This is a genomic window from Algoriphagus sp. A40 (assembly GCF_002002735.1).
Classification (GTDB): Bacteria; Bacteroidota; Bacteroidia; order Cytophagales; family Cyclobacteriaceae; genus Algoriphagus.
Genome location: NZ_MUNY01000035.1, coordinates 53907 through 77025 on the forward strand (window position 1 = coordinate 53907; position 23119 = coordinate 77025).

Annotated in this window: 20 protein-coding genes; 8 read left to right on the top strand and 12 right to left on the bottom strand. The window is 44.1% G+C overall.

Annotated features, from left to right (window positions below; all coding sequences use genetic code 11):
* Nucleotides 1–167 precede the first annotated feature (167 nt).
* Both B0E43_RS02850 and B0E43_RS02855 read left to right on the top strand, forming a co-directional pair.
* The gene (locus B0E43_RS02850; protein ID WP_077346607.1) at nucleotides 168–545 is read left to right on the top strand and encodes a GxxExxY protein; all 378 of its coding nucleotides are present in this window, start codon (nucleotides 168–170) and stop codon (nucleotides 543–545) included.
* 121 nt (nucleotides 546–666) lie between these two features.
* The gene (locus tag B0E43_RS02855) at nucleotides 667–2838 is read left to right on the top strand and encodes a radical SAM protein (protein ID WP_077346608.1); all 2172 of its coding nucleotides are present in this window, start codon (nucleotides 667–669) and stop codon (nucleotides 2836–2838) included.
* A gap of 296 nt (nucleotides 2839–3134) precedes the next feature.
* Here B0E43_RS02855 and B0E43_RS02865 read toward each other — a convergent pair whose 3' ends face one another.
* The gene (locus tag B0E43_RS02865; RefSeq protein WP_077346610.1) at nucleotides 3135–4439 is read right to left on the bottom strand and encodes a hypothetical protein; all 1305 of its coding nucleotides are present in this window, start codon (nucleotides 4437–4439) and stop codon (nucleotides 3135–3137) included.
* A gap of 181 nt (nucleotides 4440–4620) precedes the next feature.
* On the opposite strand from B0E43_RS02865, the gene B0E43_RS02870 reads away from it, so the two are divergent.
* Entirely contained in the window at nucleotides 4621–5193 is a 573-nt protein-coding gene (locus tag B0E43_RS02870; RefSeq protein WP_077346611.1) for a Pycsar system effector family protein, read from the top strand.
* A gap of 197 nt (nucleotides 5194–5390) precedes the next feature.
* Nucleotides 5391–7331 carry a tetratricopeptide repeat-containing sensor histidine kinase gene (locus tag B0E43_RS02875; protein WP_077346612.1) on the top strand — a complete coding sequence of 647 codons (1941 nt, stop codon included), beginning with the start codon at nucleotides 5391–5393 and terminating at the stop codon, nucleotides 7329–7331.
* Between the two features lie 145 nt (nucleotides 7332–7476).
* On the opposite strand, the gene B0E43_RS02880 is transcribed toward B0E43_RS02875, so the two are convergent.
* Entirely contained in the window at nucleotides 7477–7965 is a 489-nt protein-coding gene (locus tag B0E43_RS02880) for an RDD family protein (RefSeq protein ID WP_077346613.1), read from the bottom strand.
* Between the two features lie 165 nt (nucleotides 7966–8130).
* On the bottom strand, nucleotides 8131–9444 hold the full coding sequence (locus B0E43_RS02885; RefSeq protein WP_077346614.1) for a polysaccharide deacetylase family protein: 1314 nt from the start codon (nucleotides 9442–9444) through the stop codon (nucleotides 8131–8133).
* Nucleotides 9445–9777: 333 nt separating this feature from the next.
* Between B0E43_RS02885 and B0E43_RS02890 the strand changes: the two genes are divergently transcribed.
* Both B0E43_RS02890 and B0E43_RS02895 read left to right on the top strand, forming a co-directional pair.
* Nucleotides 9778–10455, top strand: a complete 678-nt coding sequence (locus tag B0E43_RS02890) for a twin-arginine translocation signal domain-containing protein (RefSeq protein ID WP_077346615.1) — start codon at nucleotides 9778–9780, stop codon at nucleotides 10453–10455.
* A 25-nt stretch (nucleotides 10456–10480) separates the two neighbouring features.
* Entirely contained in the window at nucleotides 10481–10894 is a 414-nt protein-coding gene (locus B0E43_RS02895; RefSeq protein WP_077346616.1) for a DsrE family protein, read from the top strand.
* 68 nt (nucleotides 10895–10962) lie between these two features.
* Here the strand turns inward: B0E43_RS02895 and B0E43_RS02900 are convergent, their stop codons facing one another.
* From B0E43_RS02900 to B0E43_RS02940, 9 genes are all read right to left on the bottom strand, one after another.
* Nucleotides 10963–11658, bottom strand: a complete 696-nt coding sequence (locus B0E43_RS02900) for an SIMPL domain-containing protein (RefSeq protein WP_077346617.1) — start codon at nucleotides 11656–11658, stop codon at nucleotides 10963–10965.
* Between the two features lie 253 nt (nucleotides 11659–11911).
* Nucleotides 11912–12880 (bottom strand): kelch repeat-containing protein, encoded by a 969-nt coding sequence (locus B0E43_RS02905; RefSeq protein ID WP_077346618.1) that lies wholly within the window; start codon nucleotides 12878–12880, stop codon nucleotides 11912–11914.
* Nucleotides 12881–13084: 204 nt separating this feature from the next.
* The gene (locus B0E43_RS02910) at nucleotides 13085–13933 is read right to left on the bottom strand and encodes a prephenate dehydrogenase (protein WP_077346619.1); all 849 of its coding nucleotides are present in this window, start codon (nucleotides 13931–13933) and stop codon (nucleotides 13085–13087) included.
* A 7-nt stretch (nucleotides 13934–13940) separates the two neighbouring features.
* Nucleotides 13941–15089, bottom strand: a complete 1149-nt coding sequence (locus B0E43_RS02915) for a pyridoxal phosphate-dependent aminotransferase (RefSeq protein WP_077346620.1) — start codon at nucleotides 15087–15089, stop codon at nucleotides 13941–13943.
* Nucleotides 15086–15910: a prephenate dehydratase gene (locus B0E43_RS02920; protein WP_077346621.1), complete on the bottom strand. Its 825-nt coding sequence runs from the start codon at nucleotides 15908–15910 to the stop codon at nucleotides 15086–15088. Before B0E43_RS02920 ends, B0E43_RS02915 begins: the two co-directional genes overlap by 4 nt.
* Nucleotides 15907–17139, bottom strand: a complete 1233-nt coding sequence (locus B0E43_RS02925) for a 3-phosphoshikimate 1-carboxyvinyltransferase (RefSeq protein WP_077346622.1) — start codon at nucleotides 17137–17139, stop codon at nucleotides 15907–15909. The genes B0E43_RS02920 and B0E43_RS02925 overlap by 4 nt, the downstream gene beginning before the upstream one ends.
* An 18-nt stretch (nucleotides 17140–17157) precedes the next feature.
* Nucleotides 17158–18201: a 3-dehydroquinate synthase gene (gene aroB, locus B0E43_RS02930; RefSeq protein ID WP_077346623.1), complete on the bottom strand. Its 1044-nt coding sequence runs from the start codon at nucleotides 18199–18201 to the stop codon at nucleotides 17158–17160.
* A gap of 81 nt (nucleotides 18202–18282) precedes the next feature.
* Entirely contained in the window at nucleotides 18283–19380 is a 1098-nt protein-coding gene (locus B0E43_RS02935) for a chorismate mutase (RefSeq protein WP_077346624.1), read from the bottom strand.
* A 227-nt stretch (nucleotides 19381–19607) separates the two neighbouring features.
* Nucleotides 19608–19790, bottom strand: a complete 183-nt coding sequence (locus B0E43_RS02940) for a hypothetical protein (protein WP_077346625.1) — start codon at nucleotides 19788–19790, stop codon at nucleotides 19608–19610.
* Between the two features lie 197 nt (nucleotides 19791–19987).
* Between B0E43_RS02940 and B0E43_RS02945 the strand changes: the two genes are divergently transcribed.
* Nucleotides 19988–21169: a proline dehydrogenase family protein gene (locus B0E43_RS02945; RefSeq protein WP_077346674.1), complete on the top strand. Its 1182-nt coding sequence runs from the start codon at nucleotides 19988–19990 to the stop codon at nucleotides 21167–21169.
* Between the two features lie 216 nt (nucleotides 21170–21385).
* Entirely contained in the window at nucleotides 21386–23092 is a 1707-nt protein-coding gene (gene lysS, locus B0E43_RS02950) for a lysine--tRNA ligase (protein WP_077346626.1), read from the top strand.
* The last annotated feature ends 27 nt before the right edge of the window (nucleotides 23093–23119 follow it).

The window sequence follows — 23119 nt, forward strand, 5'->3', positions numbered from 1 at the left end:
AGTGGCGCAGAAAAAAGCTTCACTTTTTAAATTCACCGCAGAGTCGCAAAGACCGCAGAGAATAATTTTTCGATAAAATTAATTGATTTTCAAAAAGTTTCAAGAATTATTGAAAATGAACTAAATTTAATATCAGTCCTTTTTATCTAATTTTTACCCTCTTTTTCATGCTTGAAAATGACATTTCTGCTCAAGTCATTGGTGCTGCAATAGAGGTGCATAAGCATCTCGGTCCTGGTTTGTTAGAGAGTAGCTATGTAGGTTGCCTATTATATGAGCTAAAACAGCGTGGTTTGACCGTAAAATCTCAAATTCCACTTCCAGTAATTTATAAGGAAGTTGAATTAGAAATTGGGTATCGAATCGATCTTTTGGTTGAAAACAGGGTAATCATCGAAATCAAATCAGTCGATCAATTTGATGGAATCCATACAGCACAGCTGTTGACCTACTTAAAGTTGACAAAACTTAAACTTGGATTATTAATCAATTTTAATTCTGTAAGATTGATCGATGGAGTCAAACGTATAGCAAACAATCTTTAATTTTTCTCTGCGTTCTCTGCGACTCTGCGGTGAATAAATCTATTCGACCTCCGCTCAAGTACGGTGAGTTTTTCTTTGAGGTGAATAATCCGATCTTTGGAAAGTCAAAACCATCGATTTCGTGCCCACTCGAGTCCTTTTCATCACTCCGCCTTTTACCCAGCTCAATACTCCCTATCCGGCTACGGCATATCTAAAAGGTTTTCTGAATACCCTTCAGATTCCTTCCAGGCAGGCTGATTTGGGAATCGAGGTGATTTTGAGGCTTTTCTCGAAAAAAGGGTTGACTCAGGTTTTTGAAATTGCTGCTCAAAAGTCAGACGGACTTTCGGAAAATTCTGCCCGAATCCTGAGAATGAAAGATTCTTACCTGCAAACGATCGGAACTGTCATTGATTTTTTCCAGGACAAAAATCCAACCTTGGCCTACCGTATTGCTGAAGGAGATTTCCTTCCCGAAGCTGGCCGATTTGAGCAGTTGGATGACCTGGATTGGGCATTTGGGTCTCTGGGTGTCCGAGACAAAGCCCGATATTTGGCAACACTCTACCTCGAGGATATTGGGGATCTGATCACAGAGGCCGTCGATCCGCATTTTGGATTCAGTCGCTATGCCGAACGGTTGGGAATGTCTGCCTTGACTTTTGACGAAATGGAGGAGGCCTTGAATCAACCTCAGAGTCTGATTGATTCGATTTTGTTGGAGCTATTGGAGGAGAAAATTCAGGCCTATCAGCCCGAATCGGTCGCGTTTTCTGTTCCCTTTCCCGGCAATCTCTATGGAGCGCTCAAGTGTGGACAATACCTTAAGAAATACCATCCCGGGATCAAAATCTGGATGGGTGGAGGCTACCCCAACACGGAACTCCGCTCACTGAAGGAGCCACGAGTTTTTGATTACGTGGACTTTATTACGTTAGATGACGGAGAAGCGCCGGTTCGTTTGCTGCTGGAGCATTTGGAAGGAAAAATTCCTCTTTCTGAGCTTAAAAGGACTTTTGTGCGCTTCAATGGGCAGGTAATGTTCCTGAATAATCACGCAATAAAAGACTTGCCTCAGCGGGAAGTAGGTACGCCTGATTACAGCGATTTGAGGCTTCAGGATTACCTCTCGGTGATCGAAGTGGCCAATCCCATGCACCGGCTTTGGAGTGACGGTCGATGGAATAAGCTGACTTTGGCGCATGGTTGCTATTGGGGAAAATGTACTTTCTGCGACATTTCTTTGGATTACATCGGACGCTACGAACCGATCAATGCGGCTATTCTCTGCGATCGCATAGAAGAGATCATGGCACAAACCGGTACCAACGGTTTTCATTTTGTCGATGAAGCTGCGCCACCTGCCTTGATGCGGGATTTGGCGATAGAAATCCTGAGAAGAGAACTGGTGGTGGTCTGGTGGACCAATATCCGCTTTGAGAGCAGTTTCACGGCAGATTTGTGCCGTTTGCTTCGGGCTTCGGGTTGCATTGCGGTCTCAGGAGGATTGGAAGTGGCTTCGGATCGGCTTTTGGCTTTGATCAAAAAGGGCGTGACGGTCGCTCAAGTTGCACAGGTGACCAGTCATTTTACCCAAGCGGGCATCATGGTTCACGCCTATCTGATGTATGGTTATCCGACACAAACGGCACAAGAGACGATTGATTCACTGGAAATGGTCCGTCAGCTTTTTGAGGTCGGAGTCCTGCAGTCGGGATTTTGGCACCGCTTTGCCATGACTGCCCATAGTCCAGTGGGAATTGATCCTATGGCTTTTGGAGTTAAAAGAACAAATTTGGATAAGGGCACTTTCGCCAACAATGAACTGGATTTTGAAGATTCGGTAGGAGTGGACCATACGCTTTTTTCTGAAGGACTTCGAAAATCCCTGTTCAATTACATGCATGGGGTAGGATTTGAGGTTCCGCTGAAAAACTGGTTCGATGTCAAGGTGCCACCTACCTCCATTCCCAAAAAATACATTGAAAATCAAATCCATAGTGAACCTGCGCCAACATATAAAGATCAAAACCGCATCCTTTGGATAGGTTCACTTCCGGATCTTCAGGAAACCGAACCAGGCTTATGTGAATTGATCTTCTCTGGGAAAAAGGAAGACTTTGCCATTGAGCTTCCTATGGAGCTTGGGGAATGGGTTTATTGGCTTTTGGCTGAAGTCAGCTATATCCAGGAATTGAAAACTCTTAAACCAATCCGGCTAAAATACGAGGAGGAATTGGGAGAGTTCGATGCCATGTTGGATTCTGAAGTTTGGGAAATCCTGAAGGAACACGGATTGTTGGTTTTTTAAATTGTCAACGGACGACATACGACAAACCACAGCTGTTTTTTCAAGACTTTGAGCCATTTTTTCAAAGTTTTGGTGTAAAAAGAAATCCCGGAAAAGAATTTGGGGACTATTTTGAAAATGGTCAGGTCTTGAAAAGAAAAGGCAATTTTTCTCTAAACAGAATCAGGGAAAAACCTATTGCCTTCAAAATTTAGGCTTTGCCAAATCCGAAATCCGAAACATGTGCTGAGCTTGTCGAAGCATCCGAAATCCGAAATCCGAAGTCCGAAATCCGAAATCGCAAATCCGAAATCAAATCATCGATTCGATTCACTGATCCAGTGAAATTGCCTTTCTGTAAGCGGGAAATGCCGGTTCAGCTTTTTCAAAACAACATGGAGTGAATCCTCCGACTTTTTCCCCTTCAATACCATCCGCCCTTCCTCTGGGATCACCATGTCAAAAGTTACCAACGGTAGGCTGTCCCAACCCATTAATCTCCATTCGAGTTGGCTTCCCAAGCTATCTGGTTTGTAATTGAAATGAGCGCGGCCATAGCGCATTCTTAGGCTCGAATCATTGGCTGAGATGCTCCCAGCCCCATTGTAATCAAAAATCACATCTCTCCAACGCAGCGAATCGGCGAGACTTTCAGGGATGGTGTCGCCGTTTTTTACAAAAAGTTCCACATGATACATTCCGGGTTTTATCGGCTCCAAGGTCCGGGAGTTTTCAGCGTGGTATTGCACGAAATAGTTGTAGTAATTGTAAGTTGTGAAGCCAAAACTCATCAGGATAAAGAAAGCTTTGAGGACGAACCTGCCAGTTTTCTGCCAAGTTTCTTCAAATCTTTTTTCAAAAAGTGAAGAAGGTAAAACGGCTTTATTTTGAATGAAAAAGGCAATAAGCCGATCCTTTTCCTGCCAAACCAGGAAAATGCTCGCTATGAGCAAGTTGAGGGAATAAATTTTTACAGGAATATCATAGCTGAGGTTGAGCATAGCTACATTGGCAAATACCCCAATTGCCAACAAGGCTCCCAATAGTGCCGTTCTCCTCCATATCAACAGCAGAGCAACCGTCACCTCCGCTACCCCGGAAAAAATTTGATAAGGTTCGCTGTAGCCGATAAACATCCAGGAAAACCGCATCGGCAGGTAATCTCCAAGTGGTGTGGCAAGCTGACTCAGATTGGGGAAATACATCTGCATGGCAAATACTTTCAGGATGCCATAGCTGAATGCAATCCCTGCAAGACTATACCGGACAATGAGGCACAGCCAATAATGCAGAACAGGGTAGGCGGTTTTTTTTCGGTCAAAAATTGTCCAGATCAGGGCTCCAACAGCTGCTAAAATCAGGTAGGTGCAGAGTTGAGCCCATCCAAAGCTGGTATCACCACTGCCTCCCATTGGCACAAGAGTGGGCCGGATCTGAAGCAAATGGTCATTCAAAAAATAAACTAACGCATCTAAAGGAATCGTAATCAGTGCAGGAAGCCAAGTCAAAAAAGGAATGCCACCCAATATGGACAAGGGATTGAAGTAGATGAGGTAGTAGATAAAAGCGAAGCGGAAAGAAATCAACCCAAACTGGGTCCGTAAGTGGGAATCTTTTTGCATAAAAAGGCAGGTTTGCCTTCCAAATTATTGAAAATCAAGAATGTTTTTAAGGTTTCAGTTACAAAATATCGATAGACCTTAAAATCACTCTCAAAAAAACTCTTAGCTTCCCAAATTGCAAATGAACAGGAGGCTGAAGAGGTTTAAATAATGCCTAAATTGGAGGTAAATACGTCAAAAAATGGAAAATTCAATTACAGAAAAAAAGAAAGAAAAGGATAAAACGGAGCGTGAGCGACAGACATTTTACCGTGTTACTTTCAAAAACAACTGTAATTTGCTTCAAATCGCTGACAACAAGGCCAATATCATCATCAGTATCAACGCGCTGGTGATCTCTTCCACAATAGCGATCCTAGGCTATGGGTCGATGTCCCATTTGATTTCCATCAATTCTGGATTTACGATAGGACCAATCGTTTTATTCTTGGCTGTTATTCTTACTTCCACCATGTTGGCAGTTCAGGCAGCAAAGCCTTCCATAATCGGAAAAGCCAAAAGCGGGACAATCCAGCCCAAATCCAGTTTGATGTTTTTTGGGGAAAGCTCAAAGTATTCGATGGAGGATTACCTGGAAGAGTCGAGAAAGATGTTGGGTGCAAAAGAGACCATTCAGGATCATATGTCCATTTCACTTTATTATCAGGGAAAGGTATTGGATCGTAAATACAAATTAATCCGTAAATCCTATGAGGTATTTGTCCTTGGACTGGCTCTTGGGATTTTGATTTTTATCGGGTTTTTAGTGCTTTAATCCCTTTGAGGCTAATTAGAGAATATTCTCCTAAAATTGGGTTTGGCTGAGTGAAATCGGAGAAATAGTAATTTTTTGTCCCATTTGAATTTGATTCCAGTGCAGACAGCCCAATTTCCTCTGAACGGTATTTGGATAAATACTTTAAGGGTGCATATTTACCCTGTACCCATATTACCTAAAATCAGATCTATTTAATGCTAACCCTTTTTTTGACAATCTGGACGAGTTTTCAGGCACCCCAGTCTTTTCCTGACAGCATTCGACACATTATCTCAACTACCGAAAGTGATTCTGCAAAGGCCGTACTTTACTACGACTTGGGAAAGCATTATTATGGTTACGAACAGGATACCTCGATCCTCTATGCCCAGAAGTCGATCGAACTAGCCGAAAAACTGGGACTTGAAAAGGTCAAAGCAAATGCCCTCAATATCATGGGGGTGGCTTTACTGATCAAGTCAGACTATGAAGAGGCTTTGAAAACCCACCTTCATGCGCTCAAAATCCGGGAAAATCTGAAGGATTCCACAGGGATGCTGGAGTCAAACCTGAATATCGGCAACGTCTATTACCGCAACGGCGAAATGGGAAAAGCGGCAACGATGTATGAAAAAGCCCTTGTTTATGGTTTGGCAACCAAAAATCTCAGAGGCCAATCCATGATCTACAACAATCTGGCAAACTATCACAAAGACTTGTGGGCTCAAACCAAAAAGAAGGAGGATTATAACCAGGCGATGGATTACCTTGAAAAATCCCTGGCAATCAAGGAGGAATTAAAAGACAACAATGGTTTGGTCAAAACTTTGACCCAGCTCTCAGAACTTTATCTTGAAGAGGATCCGGAAAAAGCTAAAGGTTACCTGATTCGGGCATTGAATATAGCAGAGGCCAATCAGGATATTGAAAACAAGCTCTCGGTCCTGAATGAGCTAAGCAACTATTACCTGAAGGAAAAAAGCTTCGCTTTGGTCCAACAATACGCTTTGGAGGCATATAGAATTGCAAAAGGTGCAGGATCACACTTCTATGTCTCTGTTTCTGCTGAGTACTTGGTAGAATCAGCCTTGGGTCAGAATGATTTTAAAAGTGCCTACGAATATTTGGTGATAAAAAATGACGCTGACCGGGCCGTCTTTAATGACAATCGCCAAAAAATCCGCGAAGAGCTGCTGATAGAATTCGAGACTGAAACCAAAGAACTCGAGAACCAGCGACTGATTCAGGAACAAGAGTTCCTGGATCTTTCCATTCAGAGAAGAAATGAATTGCTACTCGGAACTGCTGTTTTGATAGGCATTTTGATCGCCTTGTTTTGGGGTCAGCGACAGAATCATAGAAAACTCAAACTCGCGCATGACCAACTTGAGGAAGCCCATCAGTTAGCGAAAAGCCAAAATGCCCAAATACAGCAACAAGCTGATCGACTTAATATCACAAACTTGGCCTTAATGCAAGCCAACCAGTTTCGGGACAAAATCTTCTCAGTGATTTCCCATGACTTGAGATCTCCTTTTTCTTCTCTTCATAGTATCATTCAGCTTTGGGATAAAAACATGCTCTCCGAAGAGGAACTGCATGAAGTCATGCCCTTGATTGCCAGAGAAACCAATTCCCTTTCCCAAATGCTGAATAACCTGCTTATCTGGTCAAAATCGCAGTTGGGTGCTGACGAAGTTCAACTGAGTGACTTTGATTTGGGAGACCTCGTAAATGACATTTCCGAGCTGTTTATGCCTCAAGTCAGCCAGAAAAATCTGGAATTCACCCATGAAATTAAATCCGGGTTGAAAGTGAATTCTGATCGGGAGCGTCTGAGTTTTATTCTCAGAAACATTCTGATGAATGCCATCAAATTTACCCCGGGAGGAGGGAAGCTTTCCGTTGATTACCCGAATTGCAGAGAAATCCGAATCACGGACAGTGGGCAAGGCATGACGCCGGAGATGGTTTCCAAGCTTTTTTCTGACCGGATCAATTCCCAAAAAGGCACAGAAGGTGAATCCGGAACCGGCATCGGTCTGATGCTGAGCAAGGAATTTGCCGAGACTATCGGTGCCGAAATTCTGGTTGAAAGTGAATTTGGAAAAGGAACGACTTTCAGGGTGGTGATGAGGGAGGAGTTTGGGGGATAAGGTGAAAATGGAAGTTCGCCGATGCATTGTCTTCACCATCTTTCTGTGAAGCCAAATGAAGTGATGATATTGGCAAAACCATTTGTTTTTGACATTCTGTCAAACATGCCCTTCACGAACTCCGGATCATATATTTCAGTGCTGTTCATTCAATGTTGAAGGATGTGAAGCCTTTGTCAACGACGAAAGTTTTATTCAGTTTGTCATGCCAGCCCTGCTTTTTCTTGTCAAATAGGATCCAAATAAAACCTAGGGAAAAAATCGCGATAGAGACTGTTTTGCTAACATTTCTCCTCGCCGATTTATTTAAATCCATTCTGTTGCCAAACTCATCAACTACTCTGATACCCATTAACCTTTTTCCAAGTGTACCTTGGGTTGGCGATGCTTCCAGAGGAATACAATATAGAATCCAGGCAATGAAAGAAATATTCCTGATCCAGTTTCTTTGCTTCAAAAACTCGATTCTTGCTAATAGATCTCCTTTTTGACTGAAGTAATTCTCAAGCACTCCGTCAAAGCCCAAGAAGAAATAAAAGAATCCTGTGACAATGACAACGATCAGGAGGATGTCAATTAAGTAGGCAATTAATCGCTCACCACTGGTAGCTAGATGTTTGTAGATTTCTATCATTTTGACTAGTTGAATTTTGTTTAACCCGGATTTTGCTCAAATTCTCGATTCCGAGTTGGGAGTTTTTCTTCATGTTTAGCGGGCAATTTGCTGATTTCCCAAAACTGAAAAAATACCCTATTGAGGGTATTTTTGGATTATTTTCAGGAAGAAGAAAAGCGAATCCTACATTCCTAATTTCACTATACCAACTCCCGGCTTTACGTCATAAACTACAAAGTTCCCTCGCTCGTCTTTTTGAATTTCTACAGATAGGATTTCATCATTTTTAGTGACTTTAGCAGAAGTCCAATCAGCTGGTATGTAAGTTTTCAAAGTTAATGGAACTGCATAAATCTCCGAATCAAGGTTTGAAACCAAGCTAATGGTGATTTCTTCTCCCTCTACTTTGGTGCTCACTTCCGTAGCTTTTCGCTCCCTAAGATATTTGGTCACATCACGGAAAGTGGCAATCCAGAGATCCTTTTCATTCGCTTTCATGTAGGAAAAATATTCCACAAGTTCCGGACGGGTTTTGGGTTCCCAGCCCAAGTTTTCAATTCCGTGGAAAACCAGGACGAGCCAGGTATTGTCATGGTTCATCACCGTATCGACCCAGGCTTTCATCTGATCTAGTTGGATGCGGGTGACAGGACCACGCTGCCATTGGACGTATTCCTTGGAGGACTCACCGGGAGTCATTTTGCTGCCGCGGTTAATTTCTTCCAGCCATTCTTCAGGCATTCGGTTGCGGAGGGAGGGGTAGACTTTATGGGCATATTCCATCACCCGTTCGTTTTCGGTGCCATAAGGTCCCTCAGCGCTGAAGGTTGATTCCGGGCCGATAAACTTGAGAAGATCTGCTTTGCTTTGTTCCAATTCATACAACAAGTTGGCTTCGTCCAGAGCCGCCAAACGGGGATGTGTGACAGTATGCGATGCGATTTCGTGTCCTTGAGCAGAATAGGACCGGTATTGCTCCCATGTAGTCGTGTCTTCTACATTGTTGTGAAAGACCACCTCCTCGGTGTTTTTCATAGTGCCTTTGCGGATTTTGGCATAGCCTTCATCGATTAGGGTATGAGCTTCGGAAACTTTTCCCTGCTCAAAAAGAGAACCTGCCCGTGCATGGTAATCCTCTGCTTCGCTGGTGCCTGTAAATGCAATCAGGGATGCCCGTTCAAAAAAGTTGGTGGAGTCGGTCCGGATGTGTGCTGTTTCGTCAATGATATTCTGTGGATTTCGCCCTATGAATTTTCCTTCGCCAGATCCATCCACTTTTCCTGTGATAATGTAAAAAGTGGCAGGAAGCCCAAGGCTGTCCATTATGGGCTTGGCGATGGTCAGCTGATTGATGATGCCGTCGTCATAAGTGACTGAAATTGCTCCTTTTTTATTTCCCTGCCACTTTGTGATTTCAGTTTGCCCCACTAAAGGATCGTTTTGGGAGCAAGAGTAGCCGAACAGTTCAATCAGAAAAAGGAATAGAATGGGTCTCATTTTGGGTAATTGTTTGGTGAGCTAATTTGCTGAAATGGCGCGGTATCCGTGAAACCATTCATCTAATTATTTTTTGATTCCGAAAGAGAGATATACCAAGGAATCTGAAAATAAAGCAAACTAATTCAGCACTTTCTTTGAACTGAATCCTCTGAAAAAGCTGATTTTTCCATTTCAGGAATGAAAAGATTATTGATTTGATTTTAGGAATAAAATATTAAAAATCAATAACTTATGGATTTTGGCTCTGTAATTTTTTAACTTATCCTGGCAATTGTGTTTGGCGTATATAGTAGCGTTTATTCTTTTAAATCAACCTAATCCAAAACACGTATGAAACCAAATACCAGTAATTCACGAAGGAATTTTCTCGGTGCTCTGGCCTTAGGCACAGCTACCGGAAGTTTATCAGCATTTACAAGTCCGATTGTAAATCCGGCGGATTCTAATCCAGAATCTATACACGAAGCAGACAAATGGTTTGAAGGAATCAAAGGGACTCACCGGGTAGTTTATGACGGTTCGACACCCCATGATGGATTTCCGATCATTTGGAATTGGGCCTTTTATTATACCAACAATGAAACCGGAGTTACAGATGGAGACATGACCGCCATGACTGTGCTACGGCACTCCGCTATCCCTTTTGCCCTTAACAGCAGTGTTTGGGAGAAGTACAAGTTGGGCGAGGTCTTTTCGGTGACTGACAAATCCACTAAGGCCCCTTCACTTCGAAATCCCTATTATGAACCAAAGGAAGGGGATTTTCCAATTGCCACGATTCAGGGGATCAAGGATCTCCAATCGAGAGGAGCGATGTTTTGTGTTTGCAATTTGGCCTTGACTGTCTACAGTGGGGTAGTTGCAAATGGAGCCGGGTTGAGCCCCGGAGTTGTATATAAGGATTGGCTTGATGCTGTTCTTCCGGGTATTCAGGTTGTACCATCTGGGGTTTGGGCATTGAGCAGAGCACAAAAAGCTGGATGCGGTTATATTTTCGCGGGAGGCTGAGTTTGAAACAAATACAAAAAAAACAATGAGAAATTATCTGATTTTCCTGTTGGTTTTTGTTTGGTCTACCCAGGTCTTTTCTCAGGAAAAACCTGTGAAAATCGTCTTTGATGTCACCAGCGCAGATCCGGCAGTCCATGAGGCTACCCTTCGCCATGTCACTGAAATGGCCAAAAATTATCCCAATTCCATGTTTGAAGTGGTCTTGTATGGTGGGTCAATCGATATGGTAGTCAGTGAAAAATCTTCGGTTTTGAAGGAAATACAAGCCTTGTCCCCCAATAAAAATGTCTCTTTTGCGATTTGTGAGCAAACCATGAAACGAAAGAATGTTGCCTCAAATCAGCTGATTCCCGGCGTAATCATGGTGCCGGACGGAATTTTGGAAATCATCCAAAAGCAGCAGCAAGGGTGGGGGTATATCAAAGAAAGCAATTAACTGTCAGACTCTTTTTTTAAATAAGAAAGCCACTTTTTGAGTGGCTTTCTTATTGTAAATCAGGGTATTTAATATGTGTATTTCACATAAACCCGCTTGGTGAGAGTTTGATCATCAGTTTCTACCAGCATGTCTGCGGATTCTTGAGTGGCTACTTTTGCGTTCATGCTATACATCGGCTGTGGTCGATAGTTGGGCTCCATCGTCACACTGAAAACCCGAAGACCACGGAGCGCCAATGTATTACCGATCAGCATCGCCCGAGCTTCAGCATCTTTCAACGCATCAGTCAACAGTGCGGATTCCAAAGATTTCTGAGTGGCTTCTGAAATTCCAAAATGAAGGTTGTAGCTCATGTCACCGGAAGTCTGGATGGCGTCAACGATTTTTTGCAAATCTTCATTGGTCGCCGAAGTGACGATTCGGAGGTTTTGCCTCGCCACATATCCATTGTCACTGGAGGTTCCATTTTGGTAAACACGATTAACATCCACAGAATAATTATCAGCTACCAACTTGTAGTCTTTTATTCTTGCCTTTTTCAAGGCATCTGCAAGAGTCTGCGTCTTCTTATTCAATACGTTGACGGCATCATTTACCTTCATGGCTTTTTCTTCAAGATTGATGGAAAAAACCGCCTCATCCGCCGCGATTTTTCGCTCAGCATATCCCTCCACTTCGATCAGGGGGATTTGCTGGATTTGCTGCGCAAAAACAGGGGTAGCCATCGCAACCGCAAGGAATAAAATCAGGATTCGTTTCATGGTGATCTCAGTTTAGTTTCAATTAGTACTTGTCAAAAGACGAACCAGAAATGGAGATGCTACATTCTATCCATTTGAGTTAGGAAGAATTTACAATATTTAAGAATTACGATTTACGAAATACGAGGGCAAGAATACTCTTGAAGTAGCGAGTAGAATGGAAGTTTTAAAATTTCGAACATCGAATTTCAAATTTTGAAGTTTGGACACTAATATCATTCTGAATCCGAAATCCGAAATCCGAAATCCGAAATCACTTTTTCCATTCCAACACTTCCATCATATTGATCTCTGGACCGCCGCCGCGATTGGCTGAACCTGCGGCCACGTAGATTTTACCATCCAAAAATGCTACTCCTGTTCCGTGTCTGCCTTGATTTAGGTTTGATAACTTGCTCCAGGTGTGGGTTCGGGTATCCAAGACTTCCACTTCAGAATGGGCAGGAACCTGAACTCCGCTTTCACCATTGAGCACTACTAGGTATGGACCGATTCCCACATTGGAGTTTCCGGCTCTTTCTGTCGGAATTCCTGATTCGATGGTATTCCAGGTTTGGGTTTTGAAATCGTAATAATCCACTTCTTTAATCGTGGTGTCGATGACTTTACCGATTTTGGCGTTGGATGTTCGTCCTCCTGCCAAATACAATCTGTCCCCAACCATGGCGGCACTTACATGGTCCCTTGCTCGTGGAGCGTCGGTCAAAGAAGTCCATTTCCCGGTTTTGGGATCGAGCTCGTCAAACCAACTTACAAACCCGTCCCAATGACCGTCTTGGATTCCGCAAACCATATAGATTTTGTCGTTTCTGACGAATACACCGGCAGATCCCCGAACGCGATTTGCTGGGAGCGCGGGGCCGTCTCTCCATGTTTTGGTTTTGGGGTTAAAGATTAAAACATTGGGAATGGGAGTTTCATGCGGATAACCACCGGTAAAGGCACCCAATATCCAAATCTCACCTTGGAAGGCGACTGCCTGAAAGTGATTGATTTCCATCGGAGCATCAGCAAGTTTTGTCCAAGAATTGGTTTTTGGGTCAAATTCTTCCACCGGTCTTTCCCCGCGTCCACCAAGAACATAGAGCTTGCCGTCACACTCCACAAAGGAGCTTTCATGGCGGGGGGTGGCTTCAGTTTTGGGTTGGATGATAGTCCAGGAGTCTTGGGAGAAGGCCGGAAGGCTAAAAAGGAACAGAAAAGTAAAGATTAGGTTTTTCATGGCTATTGGATTTTCATTTGAACTAAGTTAAATAAATCCATAGAAAATAAATTTCCCGACGATAACCGCAGAAAAGGGCGCAGATTATCGCAGAGATAGTCAGCGTACTCTGCAATTTTTTGTACCTATCTGCAGGGGTAAAGATTAAACAGAAAAACCACGAATTGCTCCGTGGTTTTCAAATTTCGAATCTCAAATTTCAAATCATTTCCCCAAGTCGAGAATCTCCCGAATCTTATTGATTTCCGCCATCTCGTCAAAAAGACCTTTGCTGTCCTCCGCCTCTATTTTGTTTCTGAAAGCTGTCAGATTAGCAATATAGCCATCCAATGCATTGAGGATATTTTCCTTGTTTTCGGTGAAGATCGGGGCCCACATCGCTGGACTGGACTTGGCCAGACGGACTGTGGAAGCAAAACCAGAACCGGCCATATCGAAAATGTTTTTCTCGTCTGCCATCTTCTGAAGGACGGTTTCCCCGAGCATAAATGACGTGATGTGTGAAAGGTGCGAGACAAAAGCCAAGTGCCGGTCATGCTCTTCCGGATCCATGAACCTCAGCTTTAGATTCAAAGCCTCAAACAGTTGATAGGCCTTTTCCTTCAGGTGTAAATCAGTTTTTTCAAGTTCACAGATGATCAGGACTTTTCTATCCAGCAGGTCGACAAAAGCGGCTTTTGGACCGGAATATTCGGTACCGGCGATAGGGTGCGCGGCGAGATATTGGTTTCGTTTTGGATGCTCAGCCATCAAAGCACAAAGCTTGGATTTCGTCGAACCCACATCAAAAACCAGGGTGTTGTCACCGATCTGATCCAAGGTGCTCAGGAGGATTTTCCCCAAAGTATCCGCTGGTGTGGCCAAAATCACCAAATCTGTATCTGCATCCGGAGTTTCTTTTGCTTCGGTGATGATTCCCAAAGTCAAAGCATCTTTCAAATTTTGGGCGTTGGTATCCGTCCCGGTGATGATTAGTTCGGGGAATTTTTGTCTGGCTCCCAAGCCAAAAGAACCTCCTAAAAGTCCGAGTCCGATGATGTGTATTTTTTGCATAACAGGGTTAAGGTTTGATGCGATTGATAGCTTCCAGGATTTTAAATTCGGGCATACAGAGAGAAATACGAACGTATTTTTCTCCGGCTGGGCCAAAGATTTTTCCAGGAGTGATAAAGATGTTTTTCTCGTAAAGCAGCCAATCGACCAATTCGTCGGCTGTTTTTCCTTCAGGAACTTTGCACCAAACGAATAGTCCGGCAGAGTCTTTTGGATAGCTCAGATTCAGGTGGTCTGCCATTTTCCAGACCAATTTTCTGCGGTTTTGGTAGAGTTCGTCCAGATCTGAAAACCAGTTTTTGCCTAAACTCAATGCTGCTATTGCTCCTTTTTGAATTCCTAGAAACATTCCCGAATCCATGTTGGATTTCACTTTCAAAACTGCCTCGATCCAGTCTGCCCTTCCGCAAAGCATTCCCACTCTCCAACCCGGCATGTTGAAGGTTTTACTAAGCGAATTCAATTCCAAAGCCACTTCTTCTCCTCCGGGAATAGCCAAAATACTCAGAGGCTCGGGATTGCTAATGTGGCTGTAGGGGTTGTCATGGAGTAATACGATGCTGTGTTTTTTGGCAAAAGAAACCAGTTCAGTCAGAATTTCCTTACTTCCTGCAGCTCCGGTAGGCATGTGGGGATAGTTGATCCACATGATCTTGACCCGGCTGAGGTCGAGTTTTTCAAGCTCCTCGAAATTTGGCCTTCCTTTTTTCTCCAAATCCAATCCATAAAATACCGGTTCAGCGCCGAGCAGACTTGTCACGGAAGTATAAGTCGGATAACCTGGATCTGGAATTAACACCTGATCTCCGGGATTCAAAAACGTCATGCTGAGATGCATAATCCCTTCCTTGGAACCCATCAGCGGAAGAATTTCCTTCATTGGGTTGAGCCGGACTTTGTACTCGCGGGCATAAAATTCCCCCATTGCAATCCTCAATTCGGGAATTCCCTGATAGTTTTGGTAGCCATGGGCCTTTGGATTTTCAGCTGCGCTTTTTAAAGCATCGATAACCATCCTATCAGGAGCCAAGTCTGGACTTCCGATTCCAAGATTGATCACAGGCTTGCCATCAGCAATCAATTGGTTGACCTCTCGCAATTTGGCCGAAAAGTAATATTCCTGGACAGTGTCCACTCGTTGTGCAAATCCCTTCATGCCTTTCTACTGGTATATTCTCCGAAAATTTTTAAGTCGCCAAAATCCCTGATCGCAAGTTCCATTGCTTCCTGAAACTGCCCGTAATTATCAAATTCCGCGTCGATAAAAAATGCATAATCCCATGGTTTTTCAATAACCGGAATTGATTGAATTTTGCTCAGATTCAGATCCTTGTCAGAGAACATAGTGAGTAGCTTTGCCAATCCGCCTTTTTGATTTCGGATGGTGATTTTAAAGGAAACCTTGTTGGGAACGATATCCTGAACTGGTTTTTCTTTTTGTAAAATAATAAAGCGGGTGAAGTTGTCTTTGACAGTCTGAATGTCTCTGGCCAAGATCTCCAAACCGTAAATTTCCGCAGCGATTTCGCTTGCGACGGCGGCCATTCCGGTCAGTTTTTCATCTGCGATCCTTTTGGCTACTGAAGCGGTATCCACATCGTCAAACTGTTGGATATGGGTATGCTTCGCAAAAAAAGCCTTGCACTGCAATAGCGCCATCGGGTGGGATCGAACTTCAAGAATATCCTCGATCTGTTGTCCAGGCAAGGCCATAAACTGATGCGCAATCGGCAAATAAAACTCATCCCGAATGTTCAACTCGTACCGGTCGATCAGGTCGTAATTAGGAAGTATAGCTCCTGCAATTGAGTTTTCGATAGCCATCACCCCAAAATCTGCTTCGCCAATCGCGACAGATTTGGCTACGGGTTCAAAGGTATTGAAAGCTAAAATCTCAGCATCGGAGCCGAAGTTTTTCAAAGCTACCTGATGGTGAAAAGAACCCGGGACGCCCTGAATTGCAATTTTCAAGCTCATAGCCCGGTCTGTTTTTCGATGGAAATACCGAGTAGTTCACAGTGGTTCCAAAAACTTGGATAGGATTTATTCACCACCTCAGGATCCTCGATGATGACTTCTGTTTTGGTCAAGAGTGGCATAAAAGCCATCGCCATCCGGTGATCTTCGTAGGTGTGAATCTGGACTTTTCTAGGCATGGTCACAGACGGTATCACCTGAAAAACTTCCGGTTCGATTTCCTTCAGATCCGCGTTAAACTTGGCTAATTCCTGCTGCAAGGCGTAGATTCTGTCGGTTTCTTTGATTTTCAGACTTTCCAGTCCGGTGAAGATTGCATTTTGTCCGAGGATGGCGCAGGTCACTGCAACTGTCTGGGCCAAGTCAGGGCAATGGGTGAAATCCCATTTTTTCAGCCCTTTTACGGCTTGTTTTTTTAGCAAAACACCGCCTTTTTCGAAAGTACTTTTTACTCCTAGGTAGTCCATGATTTCCACGATCTTGGAGTCACCCTGCAAACTGTTTTCTTTCAAACCTTCCAAAAATAGCGCTCCGGAATCTGAGCAAGCCAACAAGCTAAACCAATAGCTTGCGCCAGACCAGTCGCTTTCCACGGCAAAAGTGGTAGACTGATAAGCTTGATGCGGAACATTGATTCTGTTGCCCTCCCAGGTATATTTTATTCCAAACTGAGCCATGAGCTCTAGGGTCATTTCAATGTAAGTACGGCTTCCGACCTTTCCTTCCAGCTCGATTTCCAGACCTTGAGGAAGAATTGGGGCGATCATCAGCATGGCGGAAATATACTGGCTGGAGACATCACCACGGATTTTTACTTTGTCGGATTTCTGCTCAGGAAGTCCGTGAATCGCCAGGGGAGGATAGCCCTCGGCGTTTAAATAATGGATATCTGCACCGATAGCCCGTAGAGCATCAACCAATATCCCGATCGGACGCTCACACATGCGGGCTGTGCCGGTCATTACTTTTTTCTGATTGGTCACCGAGGCATAGGCCGTCAAAAAGCGCATGGTCGTACCAGCATCCAGCACGTCAAATACCGCCGGATTGCTTTTCAGCAAGCGGATCATGGTTTGAGTGTCGCGGGCCTCAGCAAGATTGGTGATTTTATTTTCTCCCTCGGTCAAAGCATCGATCACCAAGGCGCGATTGGATTCACTTTTGGAGGAGGGAAGTGGTATTCGGCTAGGATTGAATTCGCTTTTTTGGCTTAGGCGAAGTAAGGTCATGGTTTGAGGAGTCAAGGCTCAGGCCGTTTTTAAATTGTGATAGTGAATGATGGCTTCCCGGATTTCTTCCCTGGTGACAGGAATATTGTAAGTGCAATCACCAATGGAAGTGAGCAGGGAAAACATCAAAGTGCTGCCTTCATTTTTTTTGTCCTGTAAGCAGAGGTCCAAAATCGGGTCAAGTTCATTTACCGAAAAGTCAACTTTTCCGTAAATCTGAAGCAGTGTTTTGGTCAATTGGTCCAATTCTTCGTAACTGAATCCGACTTTTTGAAAAGACAGGAACCCTTCGCAGATCATTCCCAATGCAATCGCTTCTCCGTGGAGAAGGTGATTTGGAGTGTCTAGGTAAAACGACTCAAAAGCGTGACCGATAGTATGCCCGAAGTTCAGGATTTTTCGGAGTCCTGCCTCTTTGGGATCGGCTGTTACGACGGCATTTTTGATCGCGACGGAATGGTAGATTAGGCTTTCCCAATCCTGATCTTCCCAATTGGCTGATTTCAGGCTTGAGAAATAAACTTTGTCCCGTATCAATCCGTGTTTCAAAATCTCGGCATATCCGGATCTAAGCTCCGCTTTGGATAAAGTCTCGAGAAATTCCGGTGCGATAAGGACCGTCTCAGGTTCATTAAAAACCCCCAGATGGTTTTTCAATCCGTTGAAATCAACTCCCAATTTCCCCCCCACACTTGCATCTACCTGAGAAAGCAAAGTAGTGGGCATATTGATAAACCGGATTCCTCTTTTGTAAATGCTTGCGCAAAAACCTCCCATATCAGTGATCACTCCACCTCCAAGATTCACCATGAGGGCCTTTCGATCGAGGGCTGCTTCGGTCATTTTGCTCCAGATAACGGAACAGGTTTCAAGGTTTTTATGAATTTCACCCGGAGTGACACTGATAAAAAGCGTTCCTTCAGGTAATACAGTGCCAATCAAAGGGAGGCAATTGGATTGGGTATTTGTGTCAGTCAAAACGACCAATCTTGAAAAAGAAAGTTGTGCTAAAACTGCGGAAAGTGTTTGTTTAGCCTCGGAGGTGAAAATGACGGGATCCAAAGTGTGTAGGATTTTGATACTGGTCTAAAGGTAAGGAAAGCAGTCGCCAGGAGGGACTGCCTTCCGGTGTTGAGAGCAGATTTATTTTTTCAAAGGTTCTCCTTCACGAAGTTGCTTTTCCTGGCGCTTTACGGATTCTTCATGAATAGAATAAAGCAACTCCTTCATGAATTTTTCGCTCAGATGTTTGGCAACGCCCTTTTTGGTGCGGCTTTCCATCACATCTTTCCAGCGGTCAGACTGAAATACAGTCAAGTGATGCTCACGCTTGTGTGCACCGATCTGGTCAATTACCGCAAATCTTTCCTGAAGAATGTCCAGCAATTGATCATCGAGGTGATCCACGGCTCTTCTGAGATCCTGCAGCTTCTCGTCTGGTTTCATTGATTCCAAAGATTCCTTGAAGTCAATGGAGCTGATCATTTCCTTCAGTCTCGCAGGAGTCACTTGCTGCTTGGCATCAGACCAAGCTTTGTCTGGATCGTGGTGAGTCTCGATCATCAAGCCGTCCAAGCCGAAGTTCATGGCACTTTGAGCTACTTCCAGCAATCCGTCGCGACGGCCTACGATGTGAGATGGATCATTGATGACTTCCATTCCAGTCCACTCACGCTTCAGGTGAATCGGCATGGACCAGTTTGGTTTGTTTCTGTATCGCTTGTCATAAGCGTCAGAGAATCCACGGTGAATAGCCGCAAGTTTGTCAATGCCAACAGCGTACATTCTCTCCAAAGCACCCATCCAAAGTTCCAGATCGGGGTTCATCGGGTTTTTTACCATCACGGGAATGTCCACACCACGAAGCGCTTCAGCAATTTCCTGCACTGCAAATGGGTTGACGGTAGTTCTTGCCCCAATCCATAGCACATCTATTTTATGTTTGAGGGCCAATTCTACGTGAGAAGCGTTTCCAACTTCTACAGTGATCGGGATATTGAGGTGGTGACGGACGATTTCCATCCACTTCAAACCTTCTTCACCCACACCTTCAAAAGATCCGGGTCTAGTTCTTGGCTTCCAGATTCCGGCTCTGAACACCTGAGGAATCATGTTTTCTTCTTTCATTTCCTTACAGATCTGTTCGATCTGCTCGGGAGTTTCAGCGGAGCAAGGTCCTGCGATGATCAGCGGGGTGGTCAATCCCATTCCCCAATCTTTGATTTGTTTGTGCGGCTTCATAGTTCTGAGCGTTTGAAATGAAAAAAGCCCGACTCTTTCGAATCGGGCTTTTGTGTGTTTATTTTCTTTTAGTTTTTGGCTAGGCAGTACACAGCTCCGATTCGATTTTGGCTTCGAAAGTAAAAGTAAAAGAAGGTAAAATAGATCGCTGCTGTGATTAACATGTTTCAAAAGTAAAATGCGGAAGCTTAAAAACAAAATTAATTTTTCGAGAGATTTTTGATTAATCAGTAACTAAGGCCTGATTTTCTTGATTTTTCTCCAAAAAGTTGAATTTTTAAAACCGAAACAGAAGTATGTTTTGTTTTATTATTTAAATCATGCTTTAAATATTGATAATTATTTTTTTGATTTCTTTCAAATATATGGGAAGCTGAAATGGAAGAATGAAAATCTGTGGTCACTTTCATGAACCTTAATTTAAGGATAGAAGGAATTTTGAATAATCATCTGGATAAATTTCAGATTATGCAGTAGTTTGGGCTTTCGTTTGATTCTTTTTTAATTGAAAGGGAAAGAGATAGGCAACCAAACTCAGGTCAATTCTGGCAACAAACTCCCTGTCCAAGTGGTTTTTTTGATATCTTTGCCACCTTATTTGAGCGATATGCCCGTTTTGCCCAATATTTCTTTCGAGAATCTGGAAGTAGCTTTTGCTTCCAAAAGTACCGCCGAGCTCAGGAAAATGTACCTGATTTTTGCCACGCTTAACAATAATCTGATTTCTGACCTGGGCATTGGCTTGGCAAATCTGGCCTTCAAACTCAAGATTCCGGTCAAAGGAATCATGAAACGGACCATGTTTGGGCATTTCTGCGGGGGAGAAACCATCGCCGAAAGCATTCAGGCTTGTAAGCACTTGGCCAAATTCGGAGTTCACTCGATTTTGGATTTGTCTGTGGAGGGTAAAGGTGATGAAGCCAGCTTCGATGCCACTTCAGAAGAGATTTACCAGACCATGGTGGAATCCGCAAAAACCGACTACATGCCGTTTGGGGTTTTTAAAGTTACTGGTTTGGGAGATTATCACCTGATGATCAAAGTCCAGAACGGAGAAAAACTGGAAGGCGAGGAGCAGGCAGCTTTTGATCGGATGAAAGCCCGAGTGGATCGGCTTTGTAAAGCAGCGCATGACTTGGGTCTGAAGATCCTGTCCGATGCGGAGGAAAGCTGGTTTCAAAATGTGATCGATGACTTGACCTATGAGGCCATGGAGCGGTACAACAAGGAGCGGTGTGTGGTCTATAATACCTATCAGATGTATCGGCACGATTCGCTTGATCGCCTGAAAAAGGCCCAGGACGTGGCTTTGGAAAAAGGCTACCTTCTCGGAGCTAAGCCAGTAAGGGGTGCTTATATGGAAAAAGAAAGGGAAAGAGCTCAGGAATTGGGCTATACTGATCCGATCCAGCCAAACAAGGAAGCCACAGACAAAGATTATAATGCCGCGATTGAGTTTTGCGTAGAAAATGGCGTTCACCTGGTTTGTGCAACGCACAACGAAATAAGTGCGCTTAGTCTTACCAAGCTGATGAACTTGCATGCCATTGATCCCAAGTCGGATCGGGTGTATTTCTCCCAGTTGTACGGCATGAGTGATAATATTTCCTTTAATCTGGCTAAGGCTGGCTATCGGGTTTTTAAGTATGTACCCTATGGTCCAGTCGAAAAAGTAATGCCTTACTTGACTCGCCGGGCTTCTGAAAATACCTCAATAGCCGGACAAAGCAGCAGGGAGTTTGAGCTGATCAAGAGAGAGATGAAGAGGAGGAAGGCTAGTAGGCAGTGATCAGTAGGCAGTTTGCAGCTGGCAGTCGTCAATTGTGTCAGGCTGACACTTCGACTCCGCTCAGTGTGACAGGAGTAGAGGCCAGTTTAGTAAACAGTAAATAGTAAAAAGTGAGTGGTGAGAAGTACCCTTCGAACTTCCTGACTCTCGTCAGGTAAGTGCTCAGGGTGACAGACCTAATTTCAAATATCGAATTTCAAATATCAAATCATAAAAATGCAACTTCTGAGCGAACAGGAACTCGAACGCAGAAAAGACAGGGAAGAACTGATGGCCTTGGGGATCAATCCCTATCCGGCTGAGGCTTTCCTAATCAACGTCACTGCGGAGGACATTCATAGAAACTACGAAAACAGAAAGACCGATTACAAGGACATTTCCATCGCTGGTCGTCTGATGAGCCGTCGAATAATGGGGTCTGCATCTTTTGCCGAAATCCAGGATTCTACAGGGATTCTTCAGATCTATGTGCGACGCGATGATATCTGTCCGGACGAAGACAAAACTTTTTACAACACTGTTTTCAAGAAGCTGCTGGGACTTGGAGATTTCGTAGGAGTGAAAGGCTACATTTTCACTACCCAAACAGGCGAAATCTCCCTTCACGTCACTGATATCAAGATTCTTTCCAAGTCAGTGAAGCCGCTTCCTGTTGTGAAAAGAGACGAAGAGGGCAAGGTGCACGATGGGTTTACCGATCCCGAACTTCGCTACAGACAGCGTTATGTCGATTTGACTGTCAATCCGGAAATCAAAAAGACTTTTATAACCCGCTCCAAAATCATAACCAATATGCGTCGCTTTTTCGACGATCACGGTTGGCTGGAAGTGGAAACGCCGATCCTGCAGGCTGTGCATGGTGGAGCCGCGGCAAGGCCTTTTGCCACGCATCACAATACCCTGGACATGCCGCTTTTCCTGAGAATTGCCAATGAATTGTACCTGAAAAGGTTAATTGTTGGAGGATTTGAAGGCGTATATGAGTTTGGGAAAATGTTCCGAAACGAAGGCATGGACCGCACTCACAATCCGGAATTCACCTCAATGGAAATCTACGTAGCCTACAAAGACTACATCTGGATGATGGAAATGGTGGAGGAACTGCTGGAAAAAGTGACCGAATCCATTCATGCCAAGACAGTCGTCAAAGTCGGTGACCGTGAGATTGATTTTGCCGGACCATACAGAAGGCTGACGATGTATGATTCCATCAAGGAATATGCAGGAGTTGACGTGAGTGAACTGGATGAAGCCGGAATCCGTCATGTATGTGCTAATCTGGGAATCCAGGTGGATAATTCGATGGGTCGAGGCAAGTTGATCGATGAGATCTTCGGCGCCAAAGTCGAGGAGCACCTGATCCAGCCGACTTACATCACGGATTACCCTATTGAAATGACGCCTTTGGCGAAAAAGCACCGTAGCAAACCGGGATTGGTGGAGCGGTTTGAGCTGTTTGTCAATGGAAAAGAAATCGCAAATGCCTACACCGAGCTCAATGATCCGATTGACCAGCGGGAGCGCTTTGAGGATCAGTTGAAACTGGCGGCAAGAGGTGATGATGAAGCCATGGCGATGGACGAGGATTTCCTTCGTTCATTGGAATACGGCATGCCTCCGACTTCCGGTTTGGGAATCGGGATTGACCGATTGACTATGCTGTTGACTAATAAAACCACGATCCAGGAAGTGCTGTTCTTCCCTCAAATGCGACCGGAGAAAAAGGCGGTAGAACTGACCGATGAGGAAAAATTGATCTTCGAACTATTGAAGCAAGAGTCCCCAGTAGCTTTGCCTTCCCTGAAAGGAAAAGCCGGACTAAGCGGGAAAAAGTGGGATGTGTCAATAAAAGGACTGACACAGAAAGGTCTTGTTTCTGTCGTTAAAGAAGGAGACGATCTGAATGTCTTTCTTTTGGATTAATTCCTTTTTGTTATAAAAATATAAAAC

What these genes read in the sequence shown, in the direction of transcription:
- B0E43_RS02850 (WP_077346607.1), top strand. Translation starts at nt 168, where the DNA reads ATGCTTGAAAATGACATTTCTGCTCAAGTCATTGGTGCTGCAATAGAG.
- B0E43_RS02865 (WP_077346610.1), bottom strand. Translation starts at nt 4,439, where the DNA reads ATGCAAAAAGATTCCCACTTACGGACCCAGTTTGGGTTGATTTCTTTC.
- B0E43_RS02870 (WP_077346611.1), top strand. Translation starts at nt 4,621, where the DNA reads ATGGAAAATTCAATTACAGAAAAAAAGAAAGAAAAGGATAAAACGGAG.
- B0E43_RS02875 (WP_077346612.1), top strand. Translation starts at nt 5,391, where the DNA reads ATGCTAACCCTTTTTTTGACAATCTGGACGAGTTTTCAGGCACCCCAG.
- B0E43_RS02880 (WP_077346613.1), bottom strand. Translation starts at nt 7,965, where the DNA reads ATGATAGAAATCTACAAACATCTAGCTACCAGTGGTGAGCGATTAATT.
- B0E43_RS02885 (WP_077346614.1), bottom strand. Translation starts at nt 9,444, where the DNA reads ATGAGACCCATTCTATTCCTTTTTCTGATTGAACTGTTCGGCTACTCT.
- B0E43_RS02890 (WP_077346615.1), top strand. Translation starts at nt 9,778, where the DNA reads ATGAAACCAAATACCAGTAATTCACGAAGGAATTTTCTCGGTGCTCTG.
- B0E43_RS02895 (WP_077346616.1), top strand. Translation starts at nt 10,481, where the DNA reads ATGAGAAATTATCTGATTTTCCTGTTGGTTTTTGTTTGGTCTACCCAG.
- B0E43_RS02900 (WP_077346617.1), bottom strand. Translation starts at nt 11,658, where the DNA reads ATGAAACGAATCCTGATTTTATTCCTTGCGGTTGCGATGGCTACCCCT.
- B0E43_RS02905 (WP_077346618.1), bottom strand. Translation starts at nt 12,880, where the DNA reads ATGAAAAACCTAATCTTTACTTTTCTGTTCCTTTTTAGCCTTCCGGCC.
- B0E43_RS02910 (WP_077346619.1), bottom strand. Translation starts at nt 13,933, where the DNA reads ATGCAAAAAATACACATCATCGGACTCGGACTTTTAGGAGGTTCTTTT.
- B0E43_RS02915 (WP_077346620.1), bottom strand. Translation starts at nt 15,089, where the DNA reads ATGAAGGGATTTGCACAACGAGTGGACACTGTCCAGGAATATTACTTT.
- B0E43_RS02920 (WP_077346621.1), bottom strand. Translation starts at nt 15,910, where the DNA reads ATGAGCTTGAAAATTGCAATTCAGGGCGTCCCGGGTTCTTTTCACCAT.
- B0E43_RS02925 (WP_077346622.1), bottom strand. Translation starts at nt 17,139, where the DNA reads ATGACCTTACTTCGCCTAAGCCAAAAAAGCGAATTCAATCCTAGCCGA.
- B0E43_RS02935 (WP_077346624.1), bottom strand. Translation starts at nt 19,380, where the DNA reads ATGAAGCCGCACAAACAAATCAAAGATTGGGGAATGGGATTGACCACC.
- B0E43_RS02940 (WP_077346625.1), bottom strand. Translation starts at nt 19,790, where the DNA reads ATGAAAGTGACCACAGATTTTCATTCTTCCATTTCAGCTTCCCATATA.
- B0E43_RS02945 (WP_077346674.1), top strand. Translation starts at nt 19,988, where the DNA reads ATGCCCGTTTTGCCCAATATTTCTTTCGAGAATCTGGAAGTAGCTTTT.
- lysS (WP_077346626.1), top strand. Translation starts at nt 21,386, where the DNA reads ATGCAACTTCTGAGCGAACAGGAACTCGAACGCAGAAAAGACAGGGAA.